General features: G+C 68.6%; 13 protein-coding genes. 7 read left to right on the plus strand and 6 right to left on the minus strand.

Features of this window, described 5'->3' with window-relative positions; genetic code table 11:
- The first annotated feature begins 15 nt into the window (after positions 1-15).
- Positions 16-1,578, plus strand: coding sequence for a methionine--tRNA ligase (metG, locus tag AHIS1636_RS14510; RefSeq protein WP_264796552.1), 1,563 nt, complete (start codon positions 16-18; stop codon positions 1,576-1,578).
- Positions 1,579-1,699: 121 nt separating this feature from the next.
- On the opposite strand, the gene AHIS1636_RS14515 is transcribed toward metG, so the two are convergent.
- The 6 genes from AHIS1636_RS14515 to AHIS1636_RS14540 form a co-directional block, all read right to left on the minus strand.
- Positions 1,700-2,212: a hypothetical protein gene (locus AHIS1636_RS14515; RefSeq protein ID WP_264796553.1), complete on the minus strand. Its 513-nt coding sequence runs from the start codon at positions 2,210-2,212 to the stop codon at positions 1,700-1,702.
- 130 nt (positions 2,213-2,342) lie between these two features.
- Positions 2,343-3,749: an APC family permease gene (locus tag AHIS1636_RS14520; RefSeq protein ID WP_264796554.1), complete on the minus strand. Its 1,407-nt coding sequence runs from the start codon at positions 3,747-3,749 to the stop codon at positions 2,343-2,345.
- 221 nt (positions 3,750-3,970) lie between these two features.
- Positions 3,971-6,484 carry an ABC transporter permease gene (locus AHIS1636_RS14525; RefSeq protein WP_264796555.1) on the minus strand — a complete coding sequence of 838 codons (2,514 nt, stop codon included), beginning with the start codon at positions 6,482-6,484 and terminating at the stop codon, positions 3,971-3,973.
- 4 nt (positions 6,485-6,488) lie between these two features.
- The gene (locus tag AHIS1636_RS14530; RefSeq protein ID WP_264796557.1) at positions 6,489-7,268 is read right to left on the minus strand and encodes an ABC transporter ATP-binding protein; all 780 of its coding nucleotides are present in this window, start codon (positions 7,266-7,268) and stop codon (positions 6,489-6,491) included.
- Positions 7,269-7,392: 124 nt separating this feature from the next.
- Positions 7,393-8,133, minus strand: a complete 741-nt coding sequence (locus tag AHIS1636_RS14535; protein ID WP_264796558.1) for a response regulator — start codon at positions 8,131-8,133, stop codon at positions 7,393-7,395.
- A gap of 1 nt (position 8,134) precedes the next feature.
- The gene (locus tag AHIS1636_RS14540; RefSeq protein WP_264796560.1) at positions 8,135-9,343 is read right to left on the minus strand and encodes a sensor histidine kinase; all 1,209 of its coding nucleotides are present in this window, start codon (positions 9,341-9,343) and stop codon (positions 8,135-8,137) included.
- A 205-nt stretch (positions 9,344-9,548) separates the two neighbouring features.
- Between AHIS1636_RS14540 and AHIS1636_RS14545 the strand changes: the two genes are divergently transcribed.
- The 6 genes from AHIS1636_RS14545 (at position 9,549) to AHIS1636_RS14570 (ending at position 15,499) form a co-directional block, all read left to right on the plus strand.
- Positions 9,549-10,616 (plus strand): 3-isopropylmalate dehydrogenase, encoded by a 1,068-nt coding sequence (locus AHIS1636_RS14545; protein ID WP_264796561.1) that lies wholly within the window; start codon positions 9,549-9,551, stop codon positions 10,614-10,616.
- A 55-nt stretch (positions 10,617-10,671) separates the two neighbouring features.
- On the plus strand, positions 10,672-11,775 hold the full coding sequence (locus AHIS1636_RS14550; protein ID WP_264796562.1) for a branched-chain amino acid aminotransferase: 1,104 nt from the start codon (positions 10,672-10,674) through the stop codon (positions 11,773-11,775).
- Positions 11,776-12,148: 373 nt separating this feature from the next.
- A complete protein-coding gene (locus tag AHIS1636_RS14555; protein ID WP_264796563.1) occupies positions 12,149-13,180 on the plus strand; it encodes a M14 family zinc carboxypeptidase in 1,032 nt (343 codons plus the stop codon).
- Positions 13,181-13,270: 90 nt separating this feature from the next.
- Complete coding sequence (locus AHIS1636_RS14560) at positions 13,271-14,053, plus strand: MBL fold metallo-hydrolase (RefSeq protein ID WP_264796564.1); 783 nt, start codon at positions 13,271-13,273, stop codon at positions 14,051-14,053.
- A gap of 72 nt (positions 14,054-14,125) precedes the next feature.
- On the plus strand, positions 14,126-14,899 hold the full coding sequence (locus AHIS1636_RS14565; protein WP_262105139.1) for a fumarylacetoacetate hydrolase family protein: 774 nt from the start codon (positions 14,126-14,128) through the stop codon (positions 14,897-14,899).
- Complete coding sequence (locus AHIS1636_RS14570) at positions 14,900-15,499, plus strand: hypothetical protein (protein WP_264796566.1); 600 nt, start codon at positions 14,900-14,902, stop codon at positions 15,497-15,499. It begins immediately after the preceding gene.
- Position 15,500 lies beyond the last annotated feature (1 nt).

Below are 15,500 nucleotides of genomic sequence, written 5' to 3' on the forward strand. Positions count from 1 at the left end.
CGGTAACTTCTATGGGTGACGTCTGAAGTTTCCCAGCCCCCGTATTACATCACCACGGCGATTTCCTACCCGAACGGCGTGCCCCACATCGGCCACGCCTACGAGTTCATCGCCACGGATGCCATGGCCCGTTTCAAGCGGTTGGACGGCTACGACGTCTTCTTCCTGACCGGCACGGACGAACACGGCCAGAAGATGCTGCACACCGCGCAGAAGGAGGGCATCACGCCCCTCGAACTGGCCAAGCGGAACTCGGACGTCTTCCAGTCCACGCAGGACGGGCTCGGGATCAGCTACGACCGGTTCATCCGCACCACCGACGCCGACCACTACACCGCAGCGCAGGCCATCTGGACGCGGATGGAAGAGGCCGGGGACATCTACCTCGACAAGTACGAGGGCTGGTATTCGGTCCGCGACGAGGCCTACTACGGCGAGGACGAGACCGAGGTCCGCGAGGACGGCAAACGCTACTCCATTCAGACGGACACCGAGGTGACCTGGACCGAGGAGGAGTCCTACTTCTTCCGGCTCTCGGCCTACCAGGACAAGCTGCTCAAGCTCTACGAGGACCAGCCGGAGTTCGCGGCGCCGCGCACCCGCTTCAACGAGGTGATCAGCTTCGTCAAGCACGGCCTCACCGACCTGTCGATTTCCCGGACCACGTTCGACTGGGGCGTCCCCGTTCCGGGCAATCCCAAGCACGTGATGTACGTCTGGGTCGACGCCCTGACCAACTACCTGACCGGCGTGGGCTTCCCGGACACCGAGGCCGAGTCCTTCCGCAAGTGGTGGCCGGCCGACGTCCACGTGATCGGTAAGGACATCTCCCGCTTCCACGCCATCTACTGGCCGGCCTTCCTGATGTCCGCCGGCCTGGAACTGCCGCGCCGCGTGATGATCCACGGCCACCTGTACAACCAGGGCATCAAGATGTCGAAGTCGCTGGGCAACGTCATTGCCCCCTCCGACTGGGTGGCCCAGTACGGGCTGGACCAGATGCGCTTCTTCCTGCTGCGCGAAGTGCCCTTCGGCGCCGACGGCTCGTACAGCCATGACGCCATCGTCGGCCGGATGAACTCCGACCTCGCGAACAACCTTGGCAATCTCGCCCAGCGTTCCCTGTCCATGGTCGCCAAGAACTGCGAGGGCAAGGTCCCGCAGCCCGGCACGCTGGCGCCGGAAGACCACGAACTGCTGGCCCGGGCGGAGCGGCTGCTCGAGAAGTCCCGTACTGCCTACGAGGCGCAGGACTTCCATGCCTCGCTCGAGGCCATCTGGACCGTCCTCGGCGACACCAACGCCTACTTCGCTGAGCAGGCGCCGTGGGTGCTGCGGAAGACGGACGTGGAGCGCATGAACACCGTGCTGTACGTGACGCTCGAGGTGCTGCGGATCGTCGCAATCCTGGTCCAGCCGGTGATGCCGGGTTCCGCCGGCAAGCTGCTGGACGTCCTGGGACAGGACGACGGCGGTGCCCGCAGCTTTGCTGCCATCGGCACGGCTATCGTGCCCGGCACCGCCCTGCCTGCGCCGACGCCCATCTTCCCCAAGTACGAGGAACCTGCCGCCCAGTAGCGGAGCCAAGCAGTAACGGGGCCGCTCTGTGACGGACGCGTGGTGCAGGCCCGCAGGAGGCAGCAGGTCCCGGGAAGGCGCTACGCCGTCGTCGGTAGGCTCCCGATCGCTGTAGGCCCGGCTACTGCAGGAACCGGGCCTCGGCCGTCTCGTCCATGATTTCGGCGACGGTGCTCAGTTGCCGCTGTACCTGCTTCTCCAGCTGGGCGAACCGCTCCCGGTCCAGCCGCGGCTCGTGCTCGGCGAGAAGCTGGAGCGTCCGCCACAGGCACTCCTGGCCCCGCAGCATCGACTGCAGCGTCTCGAGTTCCAGCTGCGCCCCGGCGTGCCCGCGCGTCCGCAGCGGGTTGAGCGGATTAAGCTTGCCGGCCAGTGCGCCCAGCAGGCCGGAGACTCTTTTCGCGACGCTTCTGCGATAGCCGCAGCGGTTGAACAGGACCTTCAGCTCCCGGCGCGCCGAGACCACCTCGTCCTTGATATGCCGGAGCCGGTCCTCCTGTCCCGTACCTTCCAGGGAACCGACGGCCGAATCGAAGAAGCGGATGCCCGCCTTGGCCCCGAGGAGGTGCGCGTCCAAGTAGGCGGCCAGATCATGCTGGTTGAGCTTTTCCCCGGTGGAACTCGAGTACGTCACGCCATCTCCTTCACACGCCAACAACCACGAGGGAACCGCCCCCAAGTCCAGCTTTCAGTATGCTTGGCCGCCCCGCAGATAGGAACCGCCGGACCGGATTCGGCCGAGGAAAGCACCGGCCGGGGCAGGATCAGCCGCCCAGATCCTCCGGGTGCCGGATGCGGGTCTGCTTGGCCCGGACGGCGCGGTTCCAGATCCACGTGAGGGCCCACAGCAGGATGCCCAACCCGATGAGGAAGCCCGCGATCTGGTATTCGACGGGATCCTGTGCCCAAGGGCCTACCAAGTAGGCGCAGGTGGCAACGCCCAGGTACGGAAGGAACCGCGGGGCGCGGAAATGTTCGCGGTCCACCGGCGTGCGGCGGAGAACGATGACGGCAACGTTGACGATGGTGAAGACGCACAGGAGCAGGAGCGCCGTGGTACCGCCGAGCGCGGCGACGGTTTCCTTGCCCATGAAGTTCGTGACGGTGATGATCAGCGCGAACGCGATGAGCGTGGTGAAGATGATGGCGCTCCAGGGAGAGCGCCGGTTCGGCAGGACCTTTCCGAGCGAGCGGGGGAGCACGTCCTGGTGCGCCATGCCATACAGGAGCCGGCTCGCCATGAGCATGTTGATGAGGGCAGTGTTGGCCACGGCGAACATGGACAGGAACGGATAGATGACGTCCATGGGCAGGTCCGGCGCCCCGGCACGAACCACCTCGAGCAGCGGGGTCTGGCTGTCCGCGAGGGTGCCGACCGGGACAATCGCGACGGCTGCGACGGAGACCAGCACGTAGACAACGGCGGTGATGCACAGGCCCGTCAGCATCACCCGGGGGAAGACCCTGACCGGGTCTTTGGTCTCCTCGGCCATATTGACGGAGTCCTCGAACCCGACCATGGAGAAGAACGCCAGGGACGTGGCGGCGGTCAGGGAGAGGAAGACGCCCTTGTCTTCGGCCGTCTCGAAGATCATGACGCGGCTGAAGTCCACGTTGCCCTGGGCCATCGCCCAGAAGCCGATGAAGATGACGATCAGCAGGCCGGTGAGCTCGACGAGGGTCAGCACCACGTTGAACTTCAGGCTCTCGCTCACGCCTCTGAGGTTGATGAGTGCCAGGACCGCCATGAAGGTGATCGCAACCCATGTAACGCCGCTTTGGTCCCAATCGAGGTTGAACCCCACGATGAAGTTCTCGGCCAGGAACTTCGATGCGGTCGAGGCTGAGGTAATGCCGGAACTCAGGACGGCGAACGTCACCAGGAACGTCAGGAAGTGGATGCCGAAGGCCTTGTGCGTGTAGAGGGCGGCGCCGGCCGCCTGCGGGTACTTTGTCACCAGCTCGAGGTACGAAAAGGCCGTAACCGTCGCGACGGCGAAGGCAAGCAGCAGCGGAGCCCAGGCGGCCCCGCCGACTTCGCCGGCGACCTGGCCGGTGAGCGCGTAGACGCCGGTACCGAGGATGTCGCCGACAATGAACAGGAGCAGGAGCTTGGGCCCTATCGCCCGTTTCAGCTCGGGCTGGTCCCTGGTGACTGTAGATTCCGCCATCACTGATCTCCGTCCGGCCAGGCTCCGGTGCCGCACCATACCGCGGAGCAAACAGGATGAGGAATGGCAGGCACACCGGCGCGGTTTCGTCTCCCGCGCCGTCTTGGCCAACCTAGCATTCGGGCGCTGCCGTTGTCTCAAGACGGCGACAAGAAGGCGGGGTCGGCCGTGCCGGTCGGCCCCGCGGGCAGGCGGGCCGACCGGCGCCCACACCACCCTGGCTAGGCGGTGGCCAGTCCTTCCACCGGCGACAGCCGGGCGGCGCGGCGTGCCGGCAGGACCGAGGCGAGCAGGCCCGCAATGACCGCGACGGCCAGCACCGAACCCAGCTGGAGCCAGGGAACGTCGGGGGCCACCGTCGCGAAGGCTCCCAGGGCGGACTGCGCACCGAGCCAGCCGTACAGCACGCCGAGCGCGATGCCGATCAGGGCCGCGACGCCGGCGACGAGGACGGCCTCCAGCGCCAGCATTCCGCGCAGCTGCCGGCGGGTCAGCCCCAGCGCGCGCAGCAACGCGGACTCCCTGGTGCGCTCGAGCACGGACAGGGACAGGGTATTGGCCACGCCGACTAGCGCAATCAGCACGGCGACGGCGAGCAGCCCGGTCACCACGAGCAGCAGCACGTCGATGACCTGGTTGAAGGCCGCGCGTTCGATCGCCGCGCCGCTGAGCTGGTACTCCTCGACACCCAGGCCGGCCGCCAGGTCGGCGCGCAGTTGCATCAGCGCGGCGGCGTCCAGGTCCCTGTCCACGGCGAGCCAGAGCTGCGGGAGGGCGTCGGGCGAGCCGGCCGCCGGCGCTCCGACCTCATCGGCCACGGCCGCCGAGACCAGCGGGGGGAAGGCCATGCTTCCCGTTTCCACCACGGTCAGTTCCTTCTCTCCGCGGCTGCCCGTAACCGTCAAGGTCGCGACCCCGGATCCTTCCGCCATCAGCACCGACTCGTCATCCAGCACCAGCGTCTGGTCCTGCAGCAGCCGCTTCTGCTCTGGCAGCAGCCGGTAGACCCCGGTGCGCATGCCGTCGACCTCCGCGAAGCCGGCGGGCGTGACCAGGCCGGCGGCAGCAACGCCGTCGTACTCCGCAGCCGCAGCCGCGTCCCGGGCATCCAGGGCGGTCCCGTCCATGGCCGGGCCGGCGATGCTGACGTCGACCGGATACTGCGTGGCAAGCTCCGAGTCGAAGGCGGTGCGCGCCGTCTGTGCTCCGGTCATCATCATCGCCACGAGGGTCACGCCGATCAGCAGGGCGGTCGCCGTGGCGGAAGTGCGGCCGGGGTTGCGCACGGCGTTGACCGCGGCCAGCCTGCCGGGCACGCCGAACGCCCGCGCCGGGGCGCCGGCCGCGCTCACGAGCGGCGGCACGAAGACGCTCGCACACATCAGGAGCCCGATGAAGGAGAGCAGACCTCCGGGGAGCGCCACGAGCAGGCTGGCGCGGGCGGCGCCGAGGCCAAGTACGACGGCGCCCGCAGCCGTGAGCACCAGACCGATCCACAGCCTGGCCCTGCCTTTGCGGTTGCCGGCGCGGGCCTCTTCGAAGGGGCGGAGCGCGGCCAGCGGTGCGACGGCGGTGGCAGCGCGGGCGGGCGCCAAGGCAGCCAGCACGGTCATCAGGATGCCGGCGCCAGCCCCGAGGGGAACCGCAAACGGCGGGATCGCGAGCGCGGCGAAGGCCGTATCCGGCTGCTGCCGGAGCCAGCCGACCAGGCCGGCCATCAGGGCCATGGCGACGACGACGCCGGCCACCGACGAGAGCGTGCCGACCAGCAGCGCCTCGACCAGGACGGAACGGCGGATCTGCTTCCGGTCGGCCCCGATGCAGCGCAGCAGGGCGAGGTCGCGGGTGCGCTGGGCGACCAGCACCGAGAAGGTGTTCGCCACGACCAGGCCGCAGACGAAGATCGCGACAAGGGCGAACGCCAGCAGTACGGGAGTGATCGGGTCCGAGCCTCCGGTGAGGCCGGCGACCCGCTCCTTGGTGTGCTCAGCCGCAGTATTGACCGTCGCGCCCCGCAGCCCGGCCGCGGAGACTGCGGCGCCGACGGCGTCCCGGACCGTCCCCGCGTCGGCGCCGTCGGCGAGCCCGAGCTGGATATTGAGCACAGCAGCCGGCGACTCCGCGGGGGAGAGCCCGTCGAGGATGGCGTCGGGCGCGAGGAACTGCGGCTGGCCCATCGTGAGAGGGTCGTTGGAGGGTTCGATGATGCCGGAGACCGTCAGGTCGCGGCCGGCGGCAAGGCTCTCGGCCGCCACGCTTCCGCCGGCGGGGGCCAGCCGGAGCGTGGCTCCTTCAGCCAGCTGCAGCCGTTTGGCGGTGGCCTCGTCAACGGCGACTTCGCCTGCCGCGGGCCAGGATCCGCGCAGCAGCTCGGCGGGATTCAGCGCGGTGTCCTTCGACAGGTTCTGCAGCACCCCGAATCCCGCCGTTCCCGCCGCGCCGAAGGCGATGTAGGCCTGGCGCTGGAGATAGGTCTGTGCCACGCCGCCGGTGGCAGCGGACGCGGCGGCGGCAGACTCGGCCGCCGCCGGTTCCAACGGCTCATCCGGGCCGGGTGCGATGACGAGGTCGGCGTTCCTGAATCCCGCGCCGACGGTGTTGGCCAGCGAGGCTTCGGACGATGCATTGACCATGAGGGTGGCGGTGAGGAAGCCCACGGCAACCATGACCGCGATTCCGACGGCGACGAAACGGCGGGCGTGCGCCTTCACCTCTGCGAGTGCGACTGTCAGCATCGGTTCAGGCCCCCAACCCGGCGAGCGCGGAGAGCACGCTGTCCGTATCCGGGCTGGCCAGGTCCCCGACCAGGCGGCCGTCGTTCATGAGGACGACGCGGTCCGCATAGGACGCTGCTACGGGGTCGTGGGTCACCATGATGATGCTCTGGCCCATCTCCTGCGAGGAACGCCGCAGCAGCGCGAGGACCTCAGCACCCGAGCGGGAATCCAGGTTGCCGGTGGGCTCGTCGCCGAAGACCACGTCGGGCCGGGTCAGCAGCGCCCGGGCCACCGCCACGCGCTGCTGCTGGCCGCCGGAAAGCTCATGCGGGCGATGCTTGAGCCGCTCCGCCAATCCCAGCGAGGCGACGATGTAATCCAGCCACTCGGTGTCGACCTTGCCGCCCCCCAACGCGATGGGCAGCGTGATGTTCTGCTCGGCGGTCAGGGTCGGCACGAGGTTGAACGCCTGGAAGACGAACCCGACGCGTTCGCGGCGCAGCCTGGTCAGCTGGGCATCGCCCAGCGCGGTGATGTCGGTTCCGCCGACCCGGATGCTGCCGGAATCGGCCGAGTCCAGCCCGGCCAGGCAGTGCATGAGCGTGGACTTGCCCGAGCCGGAGGGACCCATGATGGCAGTGAACTTGCCGCTCTCAAAGGCGACCGTCACCTCTTTGAGGGCCTGGACCCGGGTATCGCCGCTGCCATAGGTCTTGCAGAGTGCGTCGGTGGCGGCCGCGGGGGCCGCATGCCCCTCGGAGGGGACGGGGAGAGGGGATGATTGCTCGGTTCTGGTGGTCATACCCCTACGCTATGGAGCGCATGGGGGCCGGCGGATCGGACCCCGGGCTGGTCTTCGGCCGCGCAGGACTCATACCCAGGGCGGAGACCTGCCGCGGGGACGGGCCGCTGAGGAGCGGCGCGGCCTACGGGACGACGACTCCGGTCTCGTACGCGATGAGCACGGCCTGCACCCGGTCCCGGGCGTTCAGCTTGGCAAGGATGTGCCCGACGTGGGTTTTGACGGTCGCCTCGGAGAGGAACAGCTCGGCTGCGATCTCCGGGTTCGACAGTCCCCTCGCGATCAGCGAGAATACCTCGCGCTCGCGGGCGGTCAGCGACTCCACCGCGGCCGTGTGCCTGCTGACCTCCGGGGACGGCGTGCGCAGCAGCGGCGCCACGTGGTCGAGCAGCCGGCGCGTCGTCGACGGCGCAATCACCGCGTCGCCCCGGTGCACGGTGCGGATGGCCGCGAGCAGCTCCTCCGGCGGAGCGTCCTTGAGCAGGAAACCGCTGGCCCCGGCCTGGATCGCCGAGAGCGCGTACTCGTCCAGGTCGAAGGTGGTCAGGACAACCACCTTCAGGTCCCGGCCTCCTGGCCCCGCAGACCCGCCGGCCGCCCGTTCCAGCAGCGCCCCGGTGGCTTCGATGCCATCCATGCCGGGCATGCGGACATCCATGAGTACGACGTCGGCACTCACCGCGGCCAGTGCGCGCACCGCTTCGTGGCCGTTGCCGGCCTCGGCCACGACTTCGAGGTCGGGCTGCGAATTGATGAGCATCTTGAAGCCGCCGCGGACCAGCTGCTGGTCGTCGACCAGGGCAACCCGGATGGGCCTGGTGCCGGGGTCGTCATGCTGGTCGTGCCGTGGCAGCGGGGTACTCACTTCAGGCCTCCGTGTAGGGGATGAACGCGTAGACGCGGAAGCCGCCGCCGGTCTTCGGGGCCGCTTCCACCGTCCCATCGTAGAGTGCCAGCCGCTCGGCCATGCCCGTGATGCCTTGGCCGCTGCCGGTGGTCGCAGGATCGGCTCCCGCGCCGCGGCCGTCGTCGTTAACCTCCATTTCCAGCCCCCGGCCGGTCCACTCCAGGCGGACCGCGGCACGGGCATCGGGGCCGGCGTGCTTGAGGACGTTCGTCAGCGACTCCTGGACTACCCGGTAGGCGGTGAGCTCGGCTCCCGCGGGCAGGGTGCGGCGCGGGCGGCCGACCCACCCCAGTCCGACCTCCAGGCCGGACCGGCGAACCGCTTCGACCAGAGTTTCGACATCCGCCAAGGATGGCAGCGGCCGGGTCGAGGCTACTTCGTCGCCGCGCAGCACGCCGAGCAACCGGCGCATCTCCCGCAGGGACGAGCGGCCCGTTTCCGCAATGGTCTCCAGGGTCTGCCCGGCGATGTCCGGGGTGTGGGCACTGGCGTAGCGGGCGCCGTCGGCCTGGGTAATGATGACGGAGAGTGAATGCGCCACGATGTCATGCATTTCGCGGGCAATGTGGCTGCGTTCGTCCGCGGCCGCGAGGTCCCGCTCCTGCTGGCGTTCGACTTCCAGCCGCCGGGCCCGGTCCTGCAGGGCCTGAAGCGCCAGCCGGCGGGTCCGGGCGAGGTCGCCAAAGGTCCAGCAGGCCAGGACGACGGCGTCGACCGCGATGAGGCCGATGATGTAGACGGGAACCAGCACATGGATGCCGGCGCCGGCCGGGTCGAATCCGTAGCCGCTCGGGACGAACCAGTAGCGGACGATGAACAGCAGGCCGCCGACCAGCGCCGCGATGAGGCCGCCGACGCTGGCCCAGCGAGGAGCATAGGCGGCCAGCGAATAGACGGTCACCAGCACCACGACGTCGGCGGGGAGCGGCTCGGCGATCAGGACCACTTGGGCCACGCACGCGAGGGCGGTGGCCAGGCCGGACTGCCAGGGCCGCGTGCGGCGCCAGGCCAGCGGCAGCACGATCGCCGCGGATACCGCGAAGGCGGCCAGGTCGCCGACCAGCAGGAACGGCAGGACAAAGGCGACGACGGCGACCAGCATGGCAATCAGGTCGACCTTGCCCGGGTGGTCCTGGAGCCAGCGGTAGATTTTGTGGTGAACGCGCATGATGACACTGACTCTAGGGCCGGCCGCATGCGGGCGCGTCATGCCGAGGTCTGATTTTTGTGCCGTGGCCGGGTGCTGGAGGGCGAGGGCGCTGGCGGGGCAGGCGCGGTCCGGCAACGGTCGGACGCAACGGCGTTCTCCCTCGGCGTGTCCACTTAGTGAGATGCCTTGCTCAGGATGTGGGACGGGTTCCTAAACTAGGAGTATGAACGCAGCAGATTCCAAGGCAATTTCTCTGGCAGTCATTCCCGGCGACGGCATCGGCCCCGAGGTCATCGCTGAAGCGGTCAAGGTCCTGCAGGCCGCCACGGCACAGGAGCCCGTAGAGTTCAACCTCCGCGAATACCGGCTTGGGGCCGAGCACTGGCTGGCCACGGGGGAGACGCTGCCCGACGAAACCCTTGACCAGCTGCGCAGCCATGACGCGATCCTGTTCGGCGCGATCGGCGCCGCCCCGGGCGACACCCGGATCCCGTCCGGGCTGATCGAACGCGAACTGCTGCTGAAGCTGCGTTTCAGCCTCGACCACTTCATCAACCTCCGGCCGGCCAAGCTCCTTGCCGGCGTGCAGAGTCCGCTGGCGAACCCCGGCGCAATCGACTTCCTGGTGGTCCGCGAAGGCACTGAGGGTCCTTATGTCGGCAACGGCGGCGCGCTGCGGGTGGGAACGCCCCACGAGATCGCCACCGAGGTTTCGGTCAACACGGGTTACGGTGTCGAACGGGTCGTCCGCGATGCCTTCCGCCGCGCACAGCAGCGCCGCAGGAAGCTCACACTGGTGCACAAGCACAACGTGCTGGTCCACGCCGGCCATCTGTGGCGGAGGACTGTCGAGGCAGTGGCCCGCGAGTACCCGGAGGTCGCCGTCGACTACCTGCACATCGATGCGGCAACAATCTTCATGGTGACCGACCCGTCGCGGTTCGACGTCATCGTCACCGACAACCTGTTCGGCGACATCATCACAGACCTCGCCGCCGCGGTGACCGGCGGCATCGGCCTGGCGGCCAGCGGCAACATCAACATGGAGGGCACGGCGCCGTCGATGTTCGAACCGGTCCACGGGTCCGCGCCGGACATTGCCGGACAGCAGAAGGCGGACCCCACCGCAGCCATCCTGTCCGTGGCGCTGCTCCTGGAGCACCTCGGGCTCTCCGATGCCGCCGCCCGCGTGGAGCAGGCGGTCGAGAAGGACGTCGCCGGGCGTGGCACCGCGGTGCGCAGCACTGCGGAGACCGGCGATGCGATTGCGTCTCTTTTGGCAGTACGCTAGTTAGCGATCATTAACTTTTCTGCACAACGTCGTGCTGTTCAGACGTGGAGGACCAATGACAACAACGCTGGAATTCACCCAGCAACTCTCCGATCACCCGAAGAGCGACGAAGAACGTGCCGCCATCCTGGCCGACCCGGGCTTCGGGAACCACTTCACGGACCACACCGTCGTCGTCGACTACAAGGTGGACATGAACGGCAACGGCGGATGGTCCAACGCCCGGCTGGAGCCCTACGGCCCGATCATGATGGATCCCGCGGCCGCGGTCCTGCACTACGGGCAGGAAATCTTCGAAGGCATGAAGGCCTACAAGCATGCCGACGGTTCCGTCTGGACCTTCCGTCCCGAGGCCAACGCCAAGCGGATGAACCTCTCCGCGCGCCGGCTGGCGCTGCCGGAGCTGCCGGAGGAAACCTTCCTGGAGTCGCTGCGCCGCCTGGTCGCCGTGGATAAGGCCTGGATCCCTAGCGGGGAAGGCGCCGCCCTGTACCTTCGGCCGTTCATGATCGCCACCGAGGCCTTCCTCGGAGTGCGCCCGGCCCGCGAAGTCTCGTTCCGCGTGATCGCCTCTCCCGCCGGTAACTACTTCGGCGGCGAACTCAAGCCGGTGTCGATCTGGCTGTCGGAGAACTACGCCCGAGCCGGCCGCGGCGGCACAGGGGAAGCCAAGTGCGGCGGCAACTACGCGGCGTCGCTGGCGCCGCAGCTCGAAGCCGAGGCCAACGGCTGCAAGCAGGTCCTGTTCCTCGATCCGTTCAACGACAATGCCGTGGAAGAACTCGGCGGCATGAACATCTTCTTCGTGTTCGCCGATGGCCGGCTGGTTACTCCCGAGCTCAATGGCAACATCCTGCACGGCGTCACCCGCGACTCCGTGATCCAGTTGGCCAAGGACCGCGGCATGGACGTCCAGGAACGCAAGATCACCATCGACGAATGGCGCAGCGGCGTCGACTCCGGCGAGATTACCGAAGTCTTCGCCTGCGGCACGGCCGCGGTTATCACGCCGATCGGCGAGCTGAAGACCAAGGACGGAACCATCGCCTCCCCGGGCAGCGGCGCGGGCGAGGTCTCGATGTCCATCCGGAAGCAGCTGCTGGGGATCCAGACCGGCGACGTCGAGGACACCTACGGCTGGCTGACCCGGCTGGCCTAGGACCGGCGGCGGTCCGGCCTGTCCGGGCCCGGCCGGAGTTCGCCCCCTCGCCGCAGGCCTTTCGAGGCCCGGCGAAGTGAATGAAGGCGAAACGCAGGGCAGAGTCCCCTTCCGCGCAAGCGGTCGGGGACTCTGCCTTTTTCGCGCGCGGACCACGAAGTCGCTTTTGCCTGCGGGCGGTGGATGATGCCATACCGGCTCGGAAAGGGCCAGAGCGGCGGAGTCTTTGACCTTTCTCTGGCCCTGATTAATGGATACATCTAGCGACGGACGGCCGCCGCCGGTAGCGTGCCAGCAGGGGGGATTGGGAAAGCCCAATCGGGCCGGACAACCGGTCCGGCATTCGCTCGCACTGTCCACAGGAGGACCACCCATGAGGAAGACCCTTGCCGCAGCAGCCCTTGCCGGCGCGCTCGTCGTCACTGCCGGAACGGCGGGACCCGTTGCCGCCGTCGGGGAAGGCCCGGGCTATGGCGGCAACGAGACGGTCAATACGTCCATCCTGCATACCTATGACCAGCTGGTTGCCGAGCTCAAGACCCAGGACGCCAAGCAGGAGCGGCTGGACCTTGAAGTCATCGGCCAGAGCGTCAAGGGCTGCGACCTGTACCTGGCGAAGTACATCTCCAACCCGGACAACCCGACCATCCTCTACCTGACGCAGCAGCACGGCAACGAGCAGCTGACCACCGAGGGGGCGCTCGAGTTCATCAAGCACCTGGGTACCGGCAAGAACCAGGGCGTGCTCGACGGCGTCAACATCCTCGTCGTACCGATGCTCAACCCGGACGGCGCCATGGGCGACGTCGATTTCTCGCTGGAGGACTACATCGCGTCGGGCGGCCGCCACCTGACCCGCAACAACGCCAACGAGGTCGACCTGAACCGCGACCACGTGGCGAAGGTCGAGCCGGAGACCCGAGCGCTGCACAACAACGTCATGCGCAAGTACGGCATCGACTACATGATCGACCTGCATCACCAGGGGGCACAGAGCGAACGCGACGGCCGGCTCGTCTCCGGCTCCATCCTGCATCCGACGACGCCGAACGTCGATCCCGCGGTGCTCGAGGGCTCCAAGAAGCTCGGCGCCGTGGTGTTCGACGCCATCGATCCGACCGGCTGGGGGCACCTCGGGAAGTACGTCGGCGGCAGCGCGGAGACGATCAGCCGGAACGGCATCGCGGTGGAATACGGCATCTCCACGCTGCTCTTCGAGATGCGCGGCATGAGCGATCATTACCGCGAGGATTACGTGCTGGGGCAGAAGTCGAACGGCTACCTGATCAAGCAGACCGTCACCACCCTGGAGGCGACCGCCCGGGCCATCGCCGACGGCTCGATCGCCGACGCGGAAACGTCGTTCTGGGACACGCTGGCCGAACAGAACACCCGCAGCGAGTAACCGCCGCCGGCGCCTGGTTTTGGAAAACGGCTGCGGGCGCGGATCATCGGGTCCGCGCCCGCAGCCTCCGCCGGGTGCCACAATAGAGCCGTGCATGCAGAGACGAACTCCGCCCTGGTCCGCAGCAGCGACCTCACCCGCTACCGGCTCGCGCCGAACCCGGGTCCGATGTCCCTGGACGGCACCCAGTCCTACGTCATCGCGGCCCCCGAAAGCCGGCGCGTCGCCGTCGTCGATCCCGGACCGCTGGACGAGACGCACCTGAGGGAACTCGCCGGCAGCGGACAGGTAGAGCTCGTACTGATTACGCACCACCACATCGACCACACGGAGGCCAGCGCCCGGTTCCGCGAGCTGACCGGCGCGCCGGTGCGCGCGCTGGATCCCGCACAGTGCCACGGCGGGGAGCCGCTGAGGGACGGCGAAACCATCGAGGCGGCGGGCGTCAGGATCGACGTCCTCGCCACGCCCGGCCACACCGCGGACTCGGTTTCCTTCCACTTGCCCCAGGACGGCGCCCGCGGTTCCGTGCTGACCGGTGATACCATCCTCGGCCGCGGCACCACGATCATCGCCTACCCGGACGGGCGGCTCGGGCCGTACCTCGACTCCCTCGCGCGGCTGCAGGGGCTGGGGCCGGCCACGGTGCTGCCCGCGCACGGCGGGACCTTGCCGGACCTGGCCGCCATCTGCCGCGAATATTCCGACCACCGGCACCAGCGGCTCGGGCAGATCCGGGCCGCGCTCGAGGTACTGGGCGGGGATGCCTCCGTGGCGGCCGTGACGGACCAGGTCTACTTCGATATCGACCCGTCGGTCCGCGGGGCCGCGGAGGCTTCCGTGGCGGCCCAGCTGGACTACCTGCGCGGCTGACGTCGCTCGGCAGTCCGGCGCCGGTCCGTGCCGCCGCCGCGAACCGGGCCGGGCAAACGTTAGGCTAGCCCCATGCGTATAGCCCGATTTGTAGTTGATTCCGACCCGGCCTTCGGCATTGTCGAGGGTGACGAAGGCAGCGAGGAGATCGCCGTCATCAGCGGCGACCCGTTCTTCACCGGTATCCAGCCCACCGGCACCCGGCACAAGCTCGAGGATGTGCGGCTGCTGGCCCCGATCATCCCGAGGAGCAAGGTGGTGGGCATCGGGCGCAACTACGCCGAGCACATCAAGGAAATGGGCAACGAGACGCCGCCGGCTCCGCTGATGTTCCTCAAGCCCAACACCTCGGTGATCGGCCCGAACGAGCCTATGCCGCTGCCGGAATTCTCGGACGAGGTCTCCTACGAGGCCGAACTTTGCGTGGTGATCGGCCGGATCTGCAAGGACGTGCCGGTGGACCGCGTAGACGAGGTCATTTTCGGCTACACCTGCGGCAACGACCTGACCGCGCGCGACGCCCAGCGCACCGACAACCAGTGGGCCCGCGCCAAGGGCTTCGACGGGTCGGCGCCGATCGGTCCGTGGATCGAGACGGAACTGGACCCCGAAGACCTGGCCGTGCGCGGCCGGCTGGACGGCGAGCTGAAGCAGGACGGGCGCACGTCGCAGATGATCTGGGGCGTCCGCGAGCTGGTGTCCTACGTCTCGCAGGCCTTCACGCTGCTGCCGGGCGACATCATCATGACCGGCACGCCGGCCGGCGTCGGCACCATCGAGGCCGGCCAGCGCTACGAGGTGGAGATCGAAGGGATCGGCCGCCTTTCCAATACCGCCCGCCGGTAAATGCCGACGGCGGTGCCCTCCCGGGTGCGCGCCGCGCGGCTTGTGGCGCTGGTGCTGTCGCCGGGTGTCGTGTGGGGCGCAACGATGGTTCTCGGCGCCGCGACCGCTTCGTCCGGGGCCCGGGCGCTGGCGTGGGGGATCGGTGCCGCAGTCCTCATCTGCCTGGTGCCGTGGCTCATCGTCACGAAGCTGGACCGGCAGGGTCAGCTGCGCCGGGGAATCCGGCGTTTCGGGCTGACTCCGCTGGCCGTGTGCGCCGGCGCCTTGATGTACGGCGTGCTGCGCGCGATCCGCTGGCTCGACGGGCCGCTGTCCCTGGCAGCGGTGATCTTCGCCGCCTGCGCCGGGCTGGGAGCGGTCCTGCTGCTGTCCAGGGTGGTCCGGCTCGACTGGCCGGCGGCATCCTGCGGAGCGATGGCGGTGATTCTGCCGCTCATGCTGGGCATGCCGGGTCTCTCAGCCTGGCCGGCCGCCGCCGCGGGACTCTGGGCCCAGCAGGTGCTCGGGCGCGGCACCGCGGGGGTCCTCGCCGGCTCCGCGCTGGCCGGTGCCGCGGTCTGCGGCGGAACCTACGCGTTGCTGCTCCAGGCCGTGCGCTGAC

Source organism: Arthrobacter mangrovi (genome assembly GCF_026011795.1).
Classification (GTDB): Bacteria; Actinomycetota; Actinomycetes; order Actinomycetales; family Micrococcaceae; genus Crystallibacter; species Crystallibacter mangrovi.